Source organism: Acidiphilium sp. PA (assembly GCF_026191915.1).
Taxonomy (GTDB): Bacteria; Pseudomonadota; Alphaproteobacteria; order Acetobacterales; family Acetobacteraceae; genus Acidiphilium.
The window spans coordinates 1-19647 of sequence record NZ_JAIMBY010000008.1 but is presented as its reverse complement, the minus strand read 5'-3'; the positions used below and the strand labels follow the sequence as shown (position 1 = coordinate 19647).

The following is a 19647-nucleotide window of genomic DNA, read 5'->3' as shown; positions in this document are numbered from 1 at the left end:
ACCTCACAGCTCAACAGGGGACGAAACCCCATGCGTCGTGAAGAGGTCGGCGAGATCGTCAACTGTCAGGTCCAGTAGCGCACCGGCCCGACGCGCCGAAACGCGGCCTTCGTCGACGGCGAGGCCGATGACTTCCATGAACGGTTTCGAGAACAGCGGCGGCACCGCCGCCGGCACAGCGTCACGTCCATTGTTGCGAAGCGCAGCATCTGGAACCGAGCGCGCGATTGCGGGCTTCAGCCTGTCCATGGCCACGAGCCGCCATTTGAGAGCGGAAGCCGTGACCTGAAGCTCATTCGCCACCGCGTTCAAGCGACCAGTGAGATCGCCGACGTTGATCGCGGACCAATCGCCATAACGATCGAGCACCGGCGTTGGCATCAAAACCGCCGACGCGAAATTGTTGGCGAGTTGCTCCACGCGATTGCCGCCAGTCTCCCGCGCCTCCTCGGAATGCTCGGGCGGCATCGCATCCCAAGTGAGGATATGGAAAAGCTCGTGCGCCAGGTCGAAGTGACGTCGCCCCTCGACCTCGTGCCGATTGATCACCACCACATCGAGTTCCGGCAGACGGCAGGCGGCACCCGAAATGCCCTGAAACGCATCCACCATCAGCACGAGGATGCCCAACTCGCGCTCCATCACCTCGACGAGGCGCTTCGCCGGCACGTCACCCAGCCCAAACTCGGCGACAAAGCGCTCTCCGGCCTCCATCGCGTCTTCGAAGCGCTGGTGGCGCGTGATGCCTAGCGACCGGCGCAATAGCGGCGCCGATCGGCCGACCTGAGGCGCGATAGCGCGGAACGCTGCGATCCAGCGGCCGGCGCTCCGCTCATAGGCGCTAAGCTTCTGTGGGCCGACATTGGTTTGCCGCCACGAGAACCGGCCCTCCCCAACAAGCAGGAATGGATCGGTGAAGTAGTCCAGCGACGCGCCCAGCTTCTCGACGGCGAGGACGAGCTCCTCGGCCGTCACCCGCCGCTCGCCGGTCTCGATCGCCGAAACCGTCTGACGGTCTTTGAAGCCGAACAGGCGCGCGAGGTCGTCCTGCGAGAGCCTTCGCTCCTCGCGCAACGCCTTGATCCTCGCTCCTATGAAATTCGTGGTCATCACCGCCTCCCCGGATGGGTATAATCTTGCAAATGGCCGATTGCAAGATTATCTTGCGTTCGCGAGGTCGAGTCGGTCGCCCTTTGACCCATAGAGGATCCCATGACGGATAAACGGGCATTCATCGAGCGTCGTCCCGGCGAAGGCGATTACGCGGTTCGCAAGCCAGGCTCGGAGCGGGCCAGCGCTGTTCTGCCGACCCAGGCGAAGGCGATTGACTGGGCACAGCAACGCGGCGCGGACGTTTTCGTCGAACGGGTTCGCCAGACCAAGGGCGGCACCCCAGACAAGTGGCGTCGGCCGTAATCGGCCAGAACGCTCTTAGCTTCGATCAGTCGGCATCCTCGTCATCATCAATTTCTTCATCGTCTGGCGCAGCCCTAACGCCGGCCGCGCGTTCGGCGGCGGCACGCTCTACGTTGAGGGCAAGTAAGCGGGCAAGAACCTCGTCCTTGAACTCGGCCGGCCAGTCTAGGCGCGTCTTGGGTATTTTGCCGTCGTCAGCATCTTGCTCAACGAACTCGGCGGCGGCGCGACCGGCAAGATCGTCCCAGCCATAGGCGCTCAGCACCGCGACACCCATCTCGTGATGGAGTTCACGCAGGCGCGCTATATCAGCGGCATTTTCGCCGCGCGCATGCAAGCGGTTGTAGGTTTTGGTCAGCCCCTCGTTGCGGTTAATCATCATTTGCGCGCGGAAGGTGTGATACGCTTGCCCAGCGTGCTTGAGTGCCACGCTGTTCTCAAAGTCAGCTGGAAACGGAAAGCTGCGGAAACAATCAGATGGCGCATATCGAAGATCATCTTTCATTGTAGATGAGAAAGTGCGAACCCAGACTTCATGGCACCGCGACTGTAAAACTGCAAAGCTTTCAAACACTGGCATTGCGAATACGATAACGGAATTCGCAAAATATTGCTTTGTATTTATTATTGAAAAGCAAGAGTGAGGTGATGTAAATATAGTTGCGACAACCCTCTCTATGTTGCATATAGTTTCATATAGTTCGGGGGTCGACCTACTCCATCGCCACCAATTTTCACGGCGCCTAATAGCATCATTGTTTCCTTTAAGCATGTCACGCTCTGGCTTGACATAGCGTTCAATTATTTCGACCAGCTCTGGAAACTGCAGTCTCGCAGCGTCGATGCTCATGTCGCTTATGTTTATGGCATATCTTGAGTGTTCCTGCCTTGGGTCGTTGTTTAACTCGAACCCTCCCAGGAACGGTTTGATACGCGACGAAAGATTGGGCTTCCTCTGCAGAAGAGACTCCATCTCAGCGATCGACAACGCTGATGAGCTTGAAGCAAGTTCATCATCAATCGAGAATCCCATGCCCTGCAACTCAGAGCCTTTGAACGCTTTCTTTGCATTCGCAGCCAGAGGCGCAGGTGAAACGTCCAAGTTTCCCTCAACGAGGTAAGCAGAAATTCGCCTAACAGACTTACCGTCGAGAGAGGGCTGGGGAGCGGTCCCCTTAGCGAGATGCACGACCGATACCACCACAGCGGCCTCACCCGGCCACTTTAGACGTCGCTGTGCTCGCAGAATGGCGCCGCCATTTGCTAAAATCCAAGCTAAGCCGGATGCCCTCGTATCCCCCTGACCAATAGTGTTGGTCGCAATCAGCCCGAATACACCGTCTTGTCGCAGTAAGCCGAATGCACGACGAAAGAAGTGTGCGACAAGATCGGCATTTCCATGTGCTCCCTCATGCAGCGTTTGCAGCCAAGGCAAATAATTCTTGGAATTCCCGCCTATAATGGTGTTCTTTCCAGCGAATGGTGGATTCCCAACAATGGCGTCAAAGCCACCGTCCTGACGCGCGAAGACCTCAGGGAATTCGAGCTCCCAGTGGAATGGCCTGATCGCATGTGGTTCGCGCAAAAGCGCGGCGCGAAGCTGCCGGGCAATGTCCCAGTCAGGCGGAAATTTGCCTACATCATGCTCAACACGTGCAAGACTCTCTCTGCGCGCCTTCGGCTTGTCGCCTGCGAAGAACGCCGCGATGACGGCATCACCAGCTAAGCGTACTTCGTCAGTTTTTTGCTCCAGAAATTTGTGACGCTGCTCCTGTATCGCGCGGACGACATCGTCGGGCGCTGAGCGGATCTCATCCCGCCCCCTCACAGCTTCCTCAAAGCGCTGTTTTACCAGCAGTTCAAGCATGGTCGACTGGGTACCCGCAGCCACGCTCTCCCAGGTGAGCGCACCAATCTGGCGTCGCGATAGACCAACCAGGCTGTCGCCGTATTTTAACGCGTGATCGAGGAACGTGAACTCATGGTCCCGCGCCAGTGTCGCCAGCCAAAGGGACAACCGCGCTAGATCGACCGCGCGTGGGTTCTTGTCCACGCCATAGAGGCAGCGCTGCGCAACGAGTCGGCGGGCATGAAGCTCTTCGTCCTCGTCCGCCGGAATGGTGGGGCGCGTCTCCGGCCAACGCGCCCAGGCGGCGACCAGACGCTCGCCCAAAGCGCGGCAAGCTTCGACTAGAAACGCGCCCGAACCCATCGCCGGGTCGCACACCTTCAGATTCAGCACCTCATCCGGGCGCGCGTCAGGCCCCAGCCGGTCGAAGGCTGGCTCCAGCGCATATTTGACGATCGGCGCGGTGAGCGACCGCGGCGTGTAGTGGCTACCGGTCCGTCGCCGTTCGCCGGTCGGCTGCAAGATCGGGGTCCCGGATGCAGCCACCCTTTTCTTGGGTGAGCCGCGCTCGTCCACCATCCCGTCGAGCGCCGCCACAAGATCCTCGACGCTCTTGGCATCCTCGACCGGCTTGCTCTGCGCCGCAGTCAGCGCGCGGCCTACATCTTCCTTCAGCTCCTTGATCCGATCCTTACCCTTCTTGGCGAGAAGGTCGTCGAGCGCGACGAACACCGGCGTCTTGTTGTTCTTGCCCGCCTTGATGGCGAGCACGCGGCTCTTGGCGGCCTCGACCGTAAAGCCCATGACCGTCTCGTAGACCGAACCGATCTGTTCGACGTCGAGGGTCCTGTAGGACAACCGCTCGCGCTCCGCACCGCGCAGCTTCAGGGTCATCAGCCCTTCGAGAATGCGAAGGAGGCACCCGTCGGACACGGTTAGAATACGCGCCGATTCGTCCTTCGAAGCGCGGCCCTCAATGAAAGGGAATTCGTCCGGATCAAACAGCTTGCCACCACGCGCCTGCACGAAGCCGGTTTTGTGGCCTTTGTGGATCAGACGAAACAGCGCCAGCAATCCGCCCCATCCGCCACGCCGCTCATCCATGGTGTCGGGATTGAGCGTCGCGTCTTCCGTGAGCTTCGCGTAGAGCCCGCGAACCGAATAACTCGTCTCGTAAATCTCACGCGCCCTTGCGTCCGATCGCGACGGAAGCAAGTCCCGGTCCTCGGCGTAGAGCACGAAGACCAGGCGCATCAGTACGGTCAGCAACCCCTCATAGAGATGATCGGGACGACTGGCCGCGAGTTCGCGGACGAGCACGGGTTCGGCGCTGTCCAGTCCGCGCAGCAGCTCGTGGAGCGCGCCGAGCACCTGCTCTGCGAGGGCGGTTGACACCAGAGCCTGGGCGTCGCGGCTGTGCTTCAGCAGCGCGGGCAGCCGCCGATCATCAGCATCGGAGAACAGCCGAAACCGATCGAGCAAGAGCTTCAGGCCGCCGAGCATCGGCCGACCGGCCACCGTCGCCATCGGCCTGATTGGGAAACTCTGATGGCCCGACGTTTCGCCGCGCGGCGCATAGATCAGGCGAAACTCGGGATAGTACCGAACCTCGCCATCCTTCCGTTCGTCCCGCTCGGAAATCAGCAGACCGGCGAAGACGCCCGTGTCACGCAACAGCCGCTCAAAGCGCTGATGCGGAGTCGCCTCCCACCCATCGAGAGCGTTCCGGGCGTCAGGATCGACGCCTGGCGCCTCGATCCGCACGAGAAGCTGCCAGCGGCGATCGCCGTCACCGAGCTCTGCGACACCCCATGTCGGTCGCAGTGTGGTGCCATGCTCCGGGAGCGCTACGAGCAGTTCGTCCGGAACGGCCGGACCGCCGGGCGCGCCAGCGACGTGGCGCGCTTCCCAGCCCAAAACCTGTTCGACGAAGGCCCAGGGATCAGTGAGAGCGGGCTTGGAAAGTTCCGAGCCGATGATCTCGGCAACCTGGCCGGTGTCGATTGGGGTTTGCCTGAGCGGCAATAACCCCAATTCCTTGAGGAGCGTCGGCGCGACCACGAGGCCCACCGGGGGCACATGGTCGAGCCATTCGAGATCGGGATCGCGATAGATTTCCGCAGCCATTGTGCTCACCCCGATACCGGCCAGAGATAGACAAGGCCGACGGGCTCCAGGCGATGCGCTCGCACCTCATAGGAGTCGCGAAGCCGTTTCGGTTCATCGCGCAATTCACGTTCAAGGCGCGTCAGGCGACCTTCCCAGTGCCGCCGGTCCGCTTCTCGCTCGCGCCGCTCCTCGGGTACGAGATCGAGGGTGAGCTGATTGGGATCGAACTCTTTTGCCGCCTTGGCGATACGTGATCGCTGCTGTTCGAGCAGGTCTGACAGCGAGCGCGCCTCCTCCTCTCCTCGCTTCTGTAGTTGAGCCGTAACCGTCGTCAGTCGCTCTGAGGCGATCTTCTCCAAGGCCGGGACGAGGTCGGCGATATCCTTAGCGACGAGAGCCTGGATGCGGGCGACGGCGGCGCCTGACGCTTCGCGGGCGTCACGCAGCGCGTCTTCGAGCTGATTGAGGGTCTTCTCCTCGCCACTCTCGCCCAGCGGTCGGAGCGCCTTGCGGTCGCGTTCTGACTCCGTCCAGATCGCGGTAATCGGAATGACTTCTTCATGCAGCCGGGCTGCGCCGGCGCCAAAAACCGCCAGGCGTCCCATCAGCACGATACGAGGCTGCGCGCCCGGCCCGTAAATGACCGACACGCGCGAAAGCTTCGACTGGAAGCCTTGGCTGAGGAAGCGAGACAGAAGCCGTCTGACCAGGCGGTGCTCAAGATGCACCTGCACCACGTCCGAGGCGTCACGGCCGTCGGCCATGATCGGCGGACTGAAGGCAATTGACCGGATGGGCGCATCGCGCCGCCAGTCGCCGAGGCGCTCACCCCGCTTCCGAGGTCGAACCCGCAGATCGTCGAAGGCATCGTCCCAACCCGCGTCCTTTGTGAACGCCGGGTCGTTGGGATTGAGCCGGTAGGTTTCCACCTTGCCGACCGCCGGCCCACGGGCGTCATCCAGGACATACCCGGCGCGTGACAATGCCGCCGCAGCCACACGATGAAGATCTTCTGGGTCGACACCGACGCGCTCGCGCGACCGTTCGAGTGCGCGCTGCAGATCGGCCTGCTCCTTCAGCAACCGTTCGTGACGCGCGCGCTCGTCGTCGTCCATTTCGGCGCGCGCGCGATTGAGCCGTTCGGCATCGCTTTCCTCAGCGATGGCACGAGCGATCGCCGCGCCCTGACCGCGCAAAATGCCGCCTTCGGCCAGACGCTTCGCGATGCGCTCTTCAATCACTTGGCCGACCGATCCGAGCTGCTCGCGGATGGTCTCCGTCTTCCGGACCAACGCCTCCAAAACGATGTCGGCTTCGCGCTGCTCGTAACGGAAATATCGGCAAATGACCTGTTTCGCCGGTTGGAGCTTACGATCGATACGCCCGTTGCGCTGCTCCAGCCGGGACGGGTTCCACGGCAGATCGAAATGAATCAGATCGGAGCAATAGCTTTGGAGGTTGATGCCTTCGCGGGCCGCGTCAGTGCAGATGAGGATGCGCAAGGGCTCAACGTCGGGATCCGCGTTGAACGCTCGTTTCACATCTTCCCTTCGATCCGATCCAGTTGCGCCAGTGAAGACGCCAATTCGGTCGTCAGCGCGATCCGTGTCCGACACCGCCTCTCGCAGGCGTCGTTCGAGCCACCGCCGGGTGTCCTCGTATTCTGTGAAAATGATGAGACGCCGGCGATTCCAGTTTTGGCCGCTGAGAAGGTTGGCTTTGATCCAATCGGTCAACCAGCGCACCCGGGCGTCGGGCCGCGACGCGTAGCGCTCTGCGATGGCCAACATGTCGTCGACCGCAGCAAGCTCTGCGCGCATGTCGCCTTTGGGGGCGTCAGCAACGCCGACGGCTGAGGCGGCCTCCGCCGTCGCGTCGTCATCGGCATCGATGGTCTTCTCAGCCCGCTCGTCCTCAAGCCCAAGTTCGGCGCTATCTTCACTTCCGGGGCCGCCCACAAACGCGAGGGCAGCCGCGGCGACCAAGCCGGCCTCTTCGCCGTTGAGCATTCTCTGCAACGTCGCCCTGTGGACCTTCAGCGTCCGTGCGAAAGCGGCGACCGATGACAACAACCGCTGCTGGAGACCTACAAAGGCCAGCTTCGCCATCGACGCCTTTTGGGTCGGAAGATTTGCGATGCGCCGCATCCGCATCTCGCCGTACGCGGCAAGCTGCCGGGCGAGTGCGAGTTCAGGCGTATCCTCCGGCAGGCCGGCGATGCGAACCGCCTCGATGATCCGCTCTGGGAACGCTTCGCCAAGGCGCCGAAGATCGGCCTTAAGCCGCCGGACCATGACGGGCTCAAGATCCTTTGGGCGAACCTCGACACCGCGCGTGAAGCGCTGGGGATCGAGCATCTCGAGCAAAGCCGAGAAGCTGTTCGAGTGCCCATTGTGTGGCGTGGCCGTCAGGAAAAGGCGGTGCTCGAACCGCTCGCCGAGTTCACGAACCGCCTTCGTGAGCTGGCTTGAGATTGCGTAGCGAATGCCCGCCGCGGGCGCGGCGTGGTGCGCCTCGTCCAAAACGAATAGCGCACGGGCACGAAACTCGCCGAGTACGTCACGAAGTCCAGCGGCATAAACCTCATCCGTGAGGAGACGGTGCGAGACGATGAATCGCGAGCCGGTCGCCCAGGGATTCACGGAGAAGCCCCGAAGCCGGCGCATCTCGCCTATCCGCTCCCTGTCGATGATTTCGAACGAAAGCCCGAACTTCGCTTCCAGTTCGTCCTTCCACTGGATCGTCATAGCGGGCGGGGCCGCAATGACGATGAAATCGATCCGCCGCCGCAGCAGTAGCTCTCGCGCGACTAAGCCTGCCTCGACGGTCTTGCCCAAGCCCACGTCATCCGCGATCAACAGATTCACGCGCGGAAGCCGCAACGCCTTACGAAGCGGGAGAAGCTGATAGGCATCGAGCCGAATGCCTGCCCGAAAGGGCGCTTGCAGCAGGTCGCGGTCGGCGGCTGTCGCAGATCGCCATCTTATCGCGCGAAGGTGGGCGGCCAACACTTCAGCTCGATCAGGAAGGCCGGCGCCGACATTCCGCCACCCATCCTCATCGAGCACGACGGCGCCGATTTCGGCATCCCAGAGGATTTCCAGCCGCTCACCCTGAGCATCGTCGGAAATGCACGAGAGGTTGAGGGTCTGAAGGTCGTTTGCCTCCCCTTGGATTTCCTCAACCAGCCACGGCCGGCCCCGCAGCTCGACGAAACTTCCCGGTTCGATTGTCGTCCCAATTGCCCGTTGCATTACTTCAACCCCACAAACACGATAGTGGCGCCGCCGCCAGCCGGTCGCCGAACGGCACGAAATCAGTGCTGTCGTACAGGACGACGCCGAAGGCAAAGCGGTCCCCGCAAGCTTCGGCCAATGCCCGCAGACCCCCGAAATCCCCTGCCTTGACCGTGGCGCTCGCCTTCACCTCGATCCCCACGATCATTCCGTCATCGCGCTCCAGTACGATATCCACCTCACGCATGTCCCGATCCCGAAAATGATGAGGCGTCAGCCGCAGTTCCGAGGCCGTCATGAGCTTCAGCACTTCCGAAAACACGAAGCTCTCCAGCAGCGCGCCGAAAGTCCCTCGATCAGCCTTCACCCGGTCGAACGTCAGCCCCCGCACGCTGGCAAGCAGTCCGGAATCGAGGAAATGGAGCTTGGGCGTCTTGACGATCCGCTTCAGCGAATTGGTGAACCAGGGCTGCACGGTCGCAATCAGGAACACCTGTTCGAGGAGCGCGACGTAACGCTGTCCCGTCTTGTGGGTCACGTTGATACCGGCGCCGAACTGCGAATAATTGACCAACTGGCCGGAGTGCTCGGCCAGCAGCCGCACGAATTTCGGAAGCTCGGTCAGCTTCTCCACATCTGCGATGTCCCGCAGATCGCGGGTCAGGATCGAGGTGAGGTAAGATCGCAACCAGTCCTGCCGCCGGCGCTCGCTGTCGCGACTGATCGCTTCGGGGAAACCGCCGAGCAGGGCGAGCTGGACGAGATCATCGCCAATAATCGCGCCGCGCTGACTCTGGAGTTTTCCGTCGAAGAGGCGCTCCAAAAAGGAGGGGCGACGACCTTCGATTTCGGCCTTGGCAAGCGGCAGCATCTGGATGGTCTCCATCCGGCCAGCAAGGCTGTCTGCGATCCGCGGAAGGGTCAGCACATTTGCCGAGCCGGTCAGCAGAAATCGGCCTGGGCGATAGTCCTCGTCGACCGTCTTTTTAATTGCCAGCAGCAGGTCCGGCGCGCGTTGGATTTCGTCGATGATGGCTCGGTCCAGGCCCCGGATAAAACCGGCAGGATCGGACTGGGCGGCCTCGAGCACGGTTTGATCGTCGAGCGTGATATAAGTTCGGCCGGTCTCCCCCATCTTTCGGACGAGCGTGGTCTTTCCGGCCCTGCGCGGTCCCACGATCAGGACGACAGGCGTGTCCGAAAGGGCTTCTTCCGCCCGCCGCTCTACAAACCGTTCGAACATGCCTTCTCCTAATCCCGGATAATCGGGACTATGGGTATCGGCGAATTGGGAGTCAATGGTCCGCTGATTGGGATTTTATGGACCGCTATTTGAAGGGCCGGGAGGGAATGCCTTCCCCCTGGTCGGCGCCGCTGTCGCCGACACACCCCTTTCTGCGGGGAGTTCCACGCAACGTCCCTTTGAGAGTGAGAGGGCGGAGGGCTTCGCCGTGACGGGTTGTAGGCTGGAGGAGAGGCCTCTGGCGCCCGTCGCGGAAATCCGCGATGTCCAGATACACCGCTACCGCCCGCGCCGGCTCGGACCGGGCGAGCCTCTACGATGAAATCACGAGCAAAATCATCGCCCAGCTTGAGGCCGGCCGCGTGCCTTGGGTCCAGCCTTGGGGCACGGCGGCAGCGAAGGCGCCGATAGCGATGCCACGGAACGCCGCTACCGGCCGGCAGTATTCGGGGATCAATGTGCTGATCCTCTGGGGCGCGGTGATCGAGCGCGGCTACCCGGCCCAAAGCTGGCTCACCTTCCGCCAGGCCCTCGGCCTCGGCGGCAACGTGCGCAAGGGCGAACGCGGCGCCACTGTCGTCTATGCCGACCGCTTCGTGCCCGAGGACGAGCGGCAGCGGTCCCGCGAAACCGGGGAAGAGGCGCAGGCGATCCCGTTCCTCAAGCGCTTCACCGTCTTCAACACAGCGCAATGCGAGAACCTGCCCGAGGACATCGCCGCCACCGCGCCGCCTCCGCCGCCAGGGCTGGTCGAGCCTCAGGTCGAGGCCCTCATTCGTGCCACCGGTATTGATTTCCGCATTGGCGGCGACCGCGCCTTCTACGCGCCCGGCCCGAACTTCGTGATGGTCCCCCCGCCGCAGGCCTATTTCGAGCCGATCAACTGGCATCGCACGGCGCTGCATGAGATGGGGCACGCCACCGGCCATCCTTCTCGTCTTGGCCGCGACCTGAGTGGGTCGTTCGGCACGAAGAACTACGCGTTCGAGGAGTTGGTGGCGGAGATGAACGCCGCATTCTGCTGTGCCTCGCTCGGCATCGTCCCCACCGTGCGCCATGCGGACTACATCGGATCCTGGCTCGAGGTGCTGCGCGAGGACAATCGCGCCATCGTCCGCGCCGCCTCCCAAGCGAGCAAGGCGGCGGACTGGCTGCTTAGCTTCTTGCCCGCGCAAGACCAGGCGGAGCCCTCGATCGACAGGAGGGCGGCATGATCCTCCTCACCGCCGAATTGCGCGAGCGCCTGCTCGCCAACGGTCGCCAACCCGACATTGACCACGTTCCTGTGGTCAAATTCTTCAATCCTCTCGGCGCCGGCGTCTGGCTTGCCAGCGAACTGGACGCCGACGGCGATAGGCTGTTCGGCCTGGCCGACCTGGGCGAACCGGAGCTTGGCTCCTTCAGCCTGGCCGAGATGGCGGCCGTCCGCCTACCCCTCGGCCTCGGGATCGAGCGTGACCTCTTGTTCGAGGGAATGGTCCCGATCTCGGTCTGGGCGGACGCCGCACGCGAAGCGGGTGGCATCCGGGAGGCGGAGCGCGTGCTCTACACGGCGCATCGCGCCCGATCCCAGGACGAGTGAGGGGCGTCAACTCGACGGTGGGGCGCTCCGTAACGGTGAGAGTGAAAGGGCTGCGCTCGTTTTCGCGGCGGGTTGGAGGTCGAGAGAGAGGCTCTCGGCCGCCCGCCGCGGAGACTGCCAAGATGGCCACTACGGTTCAGAAGATCACCCTGTCGTCCTCGCGCGACATTCCCTTCAACAAACTGGTGCTGAGCCAGTACAACGTCCGGCGCGTGAAGGCCGGCGTCTCGATCGAGGAGCTGGCCGAGGACATCGCCCGGCGCACGCTCCTGCAGAGCCTGAGCGTCCGGCCGATCCTCGACGCCGACGGCGTCGAGACCGGCATGTTCGAGATCCCCGCCGGCGGCCGCCGCTATCACGCACTCGAACTGCTGGTGAAGCAGAAGCGCCTGGCCAAGACCGCGCCCATCCCCTGCGTGGTCCGCGACCCCTCGACCGACATTCTCTCCGAGGACGACTCCCTGGCCGAAAACATCCAGCGTGCGCCGCTGCACCCCCTCGACCAGTTCCGCGCTTTCCAGGCCCTGCGCGACAAGGGGCGGTCCGAGGAGGACATCGCCGCTGCCTTCTTCACCTCGGTGAACATCGTGAAGCAGCGCTTGCGGCTCGTGTCGGTCTCGCCAGCGCTGCTCGACGTCTATGCCGAGGACGGCATGTCGCTCGACCAACTGATGGCCTTCACCGTCACCAGCGATCACGCCCGCCAGGAACAGGTCTGGCAGGCGCTCGGCAACGCCTGGTCAAAGGAGCCCTATCAGATCCGCCGCATGCTGACGGAGAAGACCGTGCGCGCCTCCGACCGACGCGCCGTGTTCGTCGGGCTCGACACCTATGAGGCCGCCGGCGGCGTGGTCCTGCGCGACTTGTTCCAATCCGACGACGGCGGTTGGCTCGAAGACGTCGCCCTGCTCGATCGTTTGGCGGACGAGAAGCTGAAGGCCGAGGCCGAGACCATCGCCGCCGAGGGCTGGAAGTGGATCGAGGTCGCGGTCGATTTCCCCTACGGCCACAATCGCGGCCTGCGAAGGCTGGAAGGCGTGACCGCCGCTCTCACCGAAGGGGAACGGGCTGCTATCGAGGCGCTGAACGCCGAATACGCCAAGCTCGAAGCCGACCATGCGGAGGCCGACGAACTGCCTGACGACGTGGACCAGCGGCTTGGCGAAATCGAGACGGCGCTTGCCGCCTTCGATAACAGGCCGGTTGCCTACGCCCCGGCCGACATCGCCCGCGCGGGCGTGTTCGTCAGCATCGGCGCCGAGGGCGCACTGCTCGTCGATCGCGGCTATGTCCGCCCAGAAGACGAGGCGCCGGCCGCGGACCCAGAGCTCGATAGCGATTCCGCGATCACGATCGAACCCGGAAGAAATCCGCCCGCCGCGTCCGTCGCCCCACGTGCGATCATCACCGTCGCCTCGCCTGCCTCCGAGCCGGATGAGGAGGACGATGAAGTCATCAAGCCGCTACCGGAACGCCTGGTGACGGAGCTGACGGTCGAGCGGACCCTGGCGCTGCGCGACAAACTCGCGACCACGCCGTCGGTCGCGTTCCAGACCGTGCTGCATAAGTTTTGCCTGGACGTCTTCGCGCGGTATCTGGCCTCCGGAACGGCCATGGAAATCTCGGTACGCAGCGCCAGCTTCCCGGTGCAGGCGCAGGGCCTGAAGGACACGCACGCCGCCAAGGCGATCGCCGAGCGCCACAAGGCCTGGGAGGAGCGGCTGCCCAAGGACAAGGACGCGCTCTGGCCTTGGCTCGCCACGCTCACGGACGACGAGCAGGACGCGCTATTCGCCCATTGCGCCTCGTTCGGCGTCAACGCGCTTTACGAGAAGGCCGACCGGTACGGCGGCAGCGTGTCAGCGCACACGGTCGATCAGCGCCTTGCCGACGCCGACCGGCTCGCGAAGGCCGTCGACCTCGACATGGTGCAGGCCGGCTGGCGGCCGACGGTCGAGAACTATCTCGGCCGCGTCCCAAAGCGCCGCATTCTAGAAGCGGTCCGCGAGGGCGCCGGTGACCATGCGGCCGAGCTCATTGATCACCTGAAGAAGGGCGACATGGCGAAAGAGGCCGAACGCCTTCTGGCGGACACCGGCTGGCTGCCGGAGCCGCTCCGTGTGAGCGATACAGGCGACGCCACGCCTGACGGCAACGGCGCGGACGAGCCCGAGAGCGAGGCGCTGCCGGAATTCCTCGCGGGCAACGAAGACGATGGCGTCGAGAACCTCGAGGAGCCCCTCACGCTCGCCGCTGAGTAGCGCATCGGGCGGGGTGGCTTCGGCCGCCTCGCCCTTCCTTTCCAATCCCCTCCACCCGCCCGGCCTTTGCGCCGGGCGCTCTTCGTTCAGGAGCCAGACATGACCAATACCACCCAAGCGTCGCTCCCCTGCGACACGCCACTTTCCGACTGGGAGCGGCAGAACGCCACCTTTGAAACGCTCAAGGCGGAGCTGTTCGCTCTCAACAAGGCGGCCTTTTTTGACGTGATCGCGCCGCTCGGTGTGACCCAGATCGTTGTGACTTTCGACGGCTATGGGGACTCCGGTCAGATCGAGAATATCGAAATCAAGGCGGGCGGCGATGTGATCGCCGAGCCCACCGTGATGATTGAACTCGCGGAGGCCGAATGGGGGCAGGCTGAGCCGAGCCGTTCATCCACGAGCATCTGCGCCGCGGCCGAACGGCTCACATACGATGTTCTCGAACAGACGCATTCCGGCTGGGAGAACAATGACGGCGCCTATGGCGATGTCACCTTCGATGTGGGCGCGCGCGAGATCACCCTCGACTACAACGAGCGGTACACCTCCTCCGAAAACTACGTCTACACGTTTTGAGGAGGCGACGATGGGACACTGCTATCACCATGCTCTCTCCTCGGTCCGGAAATGGGGCGGCACGGCTGAAGATTATCTGTCGATACACCAGTGGTTCGATGAATCGAAGGAGATCACCGCCGATTTCCGACATCGGGCGCTGCGTCATCACGCCCAGGGGATTTTCGAACTGGAGCGAACCTTCGGGACCACCATTATTCTCTCGACCGAGCGCGTGGTTCCCGTGCGCCTGATCGGCGAGCAGCATGTGCTGGAGGACCTCGGCTTCATCCCGAGTTTCGCTGACTGGGTGCGGTGCATTCGCCCGGCGCCCTGGATGGGCCGCGCCCAGCCCATCCACAAGCTGGTCGATCCATTCGCCGCCGGAGTCAGCACCGACGGAGCCGCGACATAACCGCTGAGGTAGCCAAAGTCGTTTCCTGGCTGCGCGCCTATGACGTGTTCGACGATCGGACCATTCCGGCTCCAATACTTCGACCAAGATCCCACGCCAACCCAAAAGGCCCGGCCATTGCGCCGGGCCTTTCCAATTTCGGGAGTAGGTTCCCATGCCTGAGATCATTCAAACGACGGTCTACCACCTCGACGAGCTCTCAGCCGCCGCCAAACAGCAGGCGCGCGCCTGGTTTCGCGAAGGATGCCTCGACGATTTCTGGTTCGAGTTCATCTACGATGACTTCGAGCGCATATGCGCCATACTCGGCGTCGAACTCGATACCAGATCCGTTCAGCTTTACGGCGGCGGACAACGCCGAAAGCCGTGCATCTGGTTCTCGGGCTTTTGGAGCCAGGGCGATGGCGCCTGCTTCGAGGGGCGCTATTGCTACGCAAGCAACGCCGTCCGCCGGATCCGCGAATTTGCTCCCGTGGATTCAGAGCTTCATCGGATCGCGGACGCCCTTCAGGCGATCCAGCGCCGCAATTTCTATCGGCTCAGCGCGACCATCACCCATCGCGGACGCTACTACCATGAGCACACCATGGCGATTGCCGTCGCCCGCGATAGCGCGAACGGCCAGAGCATGACGCGCGACGCCGAAGACACCGTGACGGAGACGCTCCGCGATCTCGGGCGCTGGCTATACCGCCAGCTCGAGCGCGAGTTCGATTATCAGACGTCCGACGAAGCCGTGGACGAGGCGATTAGCATAAGCGAATACAGCTTCACGGAAGCCGGACGCCGCTTCGGCTGAACGAGGCGGTCCCGCGTGGCGTGCGCCGGCGTCTGCCCTCCGGCGGGCACGCCCAGCCCGCCCAGAGGGAGAGCCTGGCCGGAACGGGTTTGAGCCGGACCGGTCTGGAGAGAGAGCACAGACCGGCTTGCCCGTTCCCGCTCTCTCGGGGCTTCCCTCATGAACGACCTTTCCCCGATCGCGGCCTGCGAGGCCGCGTCACGCTCGCCCCTGAGCGAACGTGATCCTGCGGCTGCCATTCTCGCAGCGGCCGAGCGTCTTCTCCCCCATCTCGAACGCGGCGAGCGCGTGGACGCCGCGATGCTGCGCAGCGCGATGGAGGCGGCCTTCGGCGCCTCCGATGCGACGGGCGCCTGGGACTGGAAATCCGCCTACGAAGCCGGCGAGGTCGCCACCGTCTTGTTCCTGCGCAAATACGGAAAAGCGCTGTTCCGCAAAGCTGGCACTCCGACTTTACGCCTTTCCGCTCTGACCAGGATCGCGAACCTACTCCCCACGCAGACGCGCCGATCGGTCGAAAGCGATACGTTTCAGCAATTCTCGACGCCGATCCCGCTCGGCCTTGCAGCACTGACGGCTGCGGCCATCACATCCGGCGACCGCGTCCTTGAGCCCTCGGCCGGCACCGGGCTCCTCGCCATCCTGGCCGAGATCGCCGGCGGCGCCCTCGTGCTGAACGAGTTGGCTGCGACTCGTGCCGCGCTGCTTGTCTTCCTCTTTCCAGCCACTCCCGTCACGCGCTTCGATGCCGCGCAGATTGACGACCACCTCGATCCCGCGGCCGTGCCGAGTGTGGTGCTGATGAACCCACCATTCTCGGCCCTTGCCAACGTCTCCGGCCGTGTGACCGACACCGTCTATCGCCACATCCGCTCCGCGCTTTCCCGCCTTGCCGACGGTGGGCGTCTGGTGGCGATCACCGGCGCCAACTTCGCTCCCGACGCGCCCGCCTGGCGGGACTCGTTCGTTCGCCTGCCGGAGCGCGGCCGCGTGGTGTTCAGCGCCGGGATCGACGGCAGCGTCTACGCCAGGCATGGCACGACCGTCGAAACCAGGCTGACCGTCATCGACAAGGCGCCGGCTGACGATCCGGGCACATTCCCCGAATCCCCCGGCATCGCGCCCGATGTTGCGACGCTGCTCCGCTGGATCGGCGAGTGCGTTCCCGACCGGCTGGCGATCAAGAGGCCCGCGACGATCCCGATGCCCGCGCGCGCCGCGCGGCGCGCCGTGCCCGTCTCACGCGCACATGCCACGGTAGTCCGGCCGACCAAGCCGCCGGTCACCGATCCCGAGGCGGTCGATCTCGCCTACGAGACGACCGATTGGACGGCGCCCGAGGCCGCACGCCTGAGCGAGGCGATCTACGAGGAGTACCGCCTCCAATCGAGCCGTATTCCCGGCGCCCAGCCGCACCCGACCAAGTTGGTGCAATCCGCGGCAATGGCGTCGGTCGCGCCGCCCAAGCCCAGCTATCGCCCAAATCTCCCGACACGCATCGTCACCGACGGCCTCCTGTCCGACGCCCAACTCGAGACGGTGATCTATGCGGGCGAGGCCCACGGCGAGTATATCGCCGGCGCCTGGACGGTGGACCAGACCTTCGATCTCGTCACCGCCGCGCCAGACGATGCGCCGAACGCGGTTCGCTTCCGCCGCGGCTTCATGCTCGGTGACGGCACCGGCGCCGGCAAGGGCCGCCAGTCCGCCGCTATCATCCTCGACAACTGGCTGCGCGGGCGGCGCAAGGCGGTCTGGATCTCGAAGTCCGACAAGCTGCTGGAGGACGCGCAACGCGACTGGTCGGCGCTCGGCATGGAGCGGCTGCTCATCACGCCGCTCTCGCGCTTCCCGCAAGGGACACCGATCCGCCTGGCCGAAGGCATCCTATTTTTGACCTACGCTACGCTGCGGTCCGACGACCGCGGCGAGAAGCTTTCGCGCGTCCGGCAGATCGTCGAATGGTTGGGCTCCACCTTCGATGGGGTCATCATTTTCGACGAGAGCCACGCCATGCAGAATGCCGGCGGCGGTAAGAGCGAGCGCGGTGACATCGCGCCCTCGCAGCAGGGACGCGCCGGACTGCGCCTGCAACACGCGCTGCCCGATGCACGCGTCGTCTATGTCTCGGCGACGGGCGCCACCACGGTCCACAATCTCGCCTATGCCCAGCGGCTCGGCCTGTGGGGGGGCGAGGATTTTCCCTTCGCGACCCGCGCCGAGTTCGTCGAGGCGATCGAGGCCGGCGGCGTCGCGGCGATGGAGGTGCTGGCGCGCGATCTGCGCTCGCTCGGCCTCTACACCGCCCGATCGCTCTCCTACGACGGCGTCGAATACGAACTGGTTGAGCACCAGCTCACCGATGAGCAGCGGCGCATCTACGACGCCTATGCCGGCGCCTTCGCGATCATCCACAACCATCTCGACGCCGCGATGGAAGCCGCCAACATCATCGGCGAGTCCGGCACGCTGAACCGGCAGGCGAAGGCGGCGGCCCGCTCGGCGTTCGAGAGCGCCAAGCAGCGGTTTTTCGGCCATCTGCTGACCAGCATGAAGACGCCGACGCTGATCCACTCGATCGCGCGCGATCTTGCCGAGGGCCATGCCGCGGTCGTCCAGATCGTCTCCACCGGCGAGGCGCTGATGGAACGCCGGCTCGCCGAAATCCCGACCGAGGAATGGAACGACGTCCGCGTCGACATCACGCCGCGCGAATACGTCCTGGATTATCTGGCGCACTCCTTCCCGGTGCAGCTCTATGAGCCCTTCACTGACAGCGAGGGCAATCTCTCTTCGCGGCCTGTCTTTCGTGACGGGCAACCCGTTGAGAGCCGCGAGGCCGTGGCGCGGCGCGACGAACTCATCGAGCGGCTCGCCTCGCTGCCACCCGTGCCCGGCGCGCTCGACAAGATCGTGCAGCGCTTCGGCACGGACACTGTCGCCGAGGTGACCGGCCGCTCGCGGCGGATCGTCCGCAAGGGCGAGCGCCTGATGGTCGAGAACCGCGCCGCCTCGGCAAACCTCGCCGAGACCGCTGCCTTTATGGACGATGTGAAGCGCATCCTCGTCTTCTCGGACGCCGGCGGTACCGGCCGCAGCTATCACGCCGACCTGACGGCGCGGAACCAGCGGCTGCGCGTCCACTATCTGCTCGAACCCGGTTGGAAGGCCGATGCCGCGATCCAGGGGCTCGGCCGGACGAACCGCACCAACCAGGCGCAGCCACCGCTGTTCCGACCGATCGCGACAGACGTGAAAGCCGAGAAGCGCTTCCTCTCCACCATCGCCCGGCGGCTCGACACGCTCGGCGCCATCACGCGCGGGCAGCGCCAGACCGGCGGCCAGGGCCTGTTCCGTCCGGAAGACAATCTCGAAAGCCCCTATGCGCGCGACGCCCTGCGCCAGCTCTATCTGCTGCTCGTTCGCGGCAAGGTCGATGGCTGCTCGCTTCAGGCGTTCGAGCAGGCCACCGGCCTCTCACTGATGGACACCAACGGCCTCAAGGACGAGCTGCCGCCGATCACCACCTTCCTTAATCGGCTACTCGCGCTGACCATCCAATTGCAGGGTGTGCTGTTCACAGCCTTCGAACAACTGCTGAACGCGAAGATTGAAGGCGCCATCGCCAGCGGCGTCTACGATGTCGGGTTGGAGACGCTGCAAGCCGAGAGCTTTGTCGTCACCGATCGGCGCACGATCTACACCCATCCCGCGACCGGCGCAGAAACCCGTCTGGTCACCATCACCGAGCGGCGGCGCAATCATCCGCTCGGCCTCGATCAGGCGCTTGGCCATCTCTCCGATCGAAGGGCGGTCCTGCTGATCAACGAGCGTTCTGGCCGCGCGGCGGTGCAGATTCCAGCGCCGAGCGTCATGCTCGACGACGGCGAGATCGAACGTCGCGTGCGACTGGTCCGGCCGATGGAGCCGCAGACTGTCTCGCTGAAGACGATGGCGGAGAGCCGTTGGATCGAAACGGACCGCGAGACCTTCGGCGCCGGGTGGGATCGCGAGGTGGCGCAGGTTCCGGAGTTCTCCGAAAGTGTCAAATCGCGTCCAAACGCGACCCCCTTTTCGCGTCCAATTCCGACCCCTTTGGGCGTTAGAAACAGCGTTAGCGGCGGGGGCTTATCCACGTAGTGCATAGGGGGGACCCGCGCGCCGCGGAGTGCCCGACGA

The 19647-nt window shown here is 64.0% G+C and carries 12 protein-coding genes; 8 read left to right on the top strand and 4 right to left on the bottom strand.

The window, feature by feature from the left end:
* Positions 1-3 precede the first annotated feature (3 nt).
* Positions 4-1110, bottom strand: a complete 1107-nt coding sequence (locus AruPA_RS11310; RefSeq protein ID WP_265636809.1) for an XRE family transcriptional regulator — start codon at positions 1108-1110, stop codon at positions 4-6.
* Positions 1111-1212: 102 nt separating this feature from the next.
* On the opposite strand from AruPA_RS11310, the gene AruPA_RS11305 reads away from it, so the two are divergent.
* Positions 1213-1416, top strand: coding sequence for a DUF2188 domain-containing protein (locus AruPA_RS11305; RefSeq protein WP_265636807.1), 204 nt, complete (start codon positions 1213-1215; stop codon positions 1414-1416).
* A gap of 25 nt (positions 1417-1441) precedes the next feature.
* On the opposite strand, the gene AruPA_RS11300 is transcribed toward AruPA_RS11305, so the two are convergent.
* The 3 genes from AruPA_RS11300 to AruPA_RS11290 are packed head-to-tail and all read right to left on the bottom strand — an operon-like array spanning position 1442 to position 9853.
* Positions 1442-5392 (bottom strand): Eco57I restriction-modification methylase domain-containing protein, encoded by a 3951-nt coding sequence (locus tag AruPA_RS11300; protein ID WP_265636806.1) that lies wholly within the window; start codon positions 5390-5392, stop codon positions 1442-1444.
* Between the two features lie 5 nt (positions 5393-5397).
* Positions 5398-8628, bottom strand: coding sequence for a DISARM system SNF2-like helicase DrmD (drmD, locus tag AruPA_RS11295; protein ID WP_265636805.1), 3231 nt, complete (start codon positions 8626-8628; stop codon positions 5398-5400).
* Between the two features lie 4 nt (positions 8629-8632).
* Positions 8633-9853, bottom strand: a complete 1221-nt coding sequence (locus AruPA_RS11290; RefSeq protein WP_265636804.1) for an ATP-binding protein — start codon at positions 9851-9853, stop codon at positions 8633-8635.
* Positions 9854-10116: 263 nt separating this feature from the next.
* Here AruPA_RS11290 and AruPA_RS11285 point away from each other — a divergent pair, with 263 nt between their 5' ends.
* The 7 genes from AruPA_RS11285 to AruPA_RS11255 all read left to right on the top strand — a co-directional run bounded on the left by AruPA_RS11285 (position 10117) and on the right by AruPA_RS11255 (position 19608).
* Positions 10117-11067 carry an ArdC family protein gene (locus tag AruPA_RS11285; RefSeq protein ID WP_265636802.1) on the top strand — a complete coding sequence of 317 codons (951 nt, stop codon included), beginning with the start codon at positions 10117-10119 and terminating at the stop codon, positions 11065-11067.
* The gene (locus tag AruPA_RS11280; protein WP_265636801.1) at positions 11064-11435 is read left to right on the top strand and encodes a DUF2958 domain-containing protein; all 372 of its coding nucleotides are present in this window, start codon (positions 11064-11066) and stop codon (positions 11433-11435) included. The genes AruPA_RS11285 and AruPA_RS11280 overlap by 4 nt, the downstream gene beginning before the upstream one ends.
* Before the next feature lie 122 nt (positions 11436-11557).
* On the top strand, positions 11558-13696 hold the full coding sequence (locus AruPA_RS11275; RefSeq protein WP_265636800.1) for a ParB/RepB/Spo0J family partition protein: 2139 nt from the start codon (positions 11558-11560) through the stop codon (positions 13694-13696).
* A 99-nt stretch (positions 13697-13795) separates the two neighbouring features.
* Complete coding sequence (locus AruPA_RS11270) at positions 13796-14275, top strand: DUF6878 family protein (RefSeq protein ID WP_265636799.1); 480 nt, start codon at positions 13796-13798, stop codon at positions 14273-14275.
* Positions 14276-14285: 10 nt separating this feature from the next.
* Positions 14286-14669: a DUF6915 family protein gene (locus AruPA_RS11265; protein WP_265636798.1), complete on the top strand. Its 384-nt coding sequence runs from the start codon at positions 14286-14288 to the stop codon at positions 14667-14669.
* 154 nt (positions 14670-14823) lie between these two features.
* Complete coding sequence (locus AruPA_RS11260; RefSeq protein ID WP_265636797.1) at positions 14824-15468, top strand: antitoxin of toxin-antitoxin stability system; 645 nt, start codon at positions 14824-14826, stop codon at positions 15466-15468.
* Positions 15469-15627: 159 nt separating this feature from the next.
* The gene (locus AruPA_RS11255; RefSeq protein WP_265636796.1) at positions 15628-19608 is read left to right on the top strand and encodes a strawberry notch-like NTP hydrolase domain-containing protein; all 3981 of its coding nucleotides are present in this window, start codon (positions 15628-15630) and stop codon (positions 19606-19608) included.
* Positions 19609-19647: the final 39 nt, after the last annotated feature.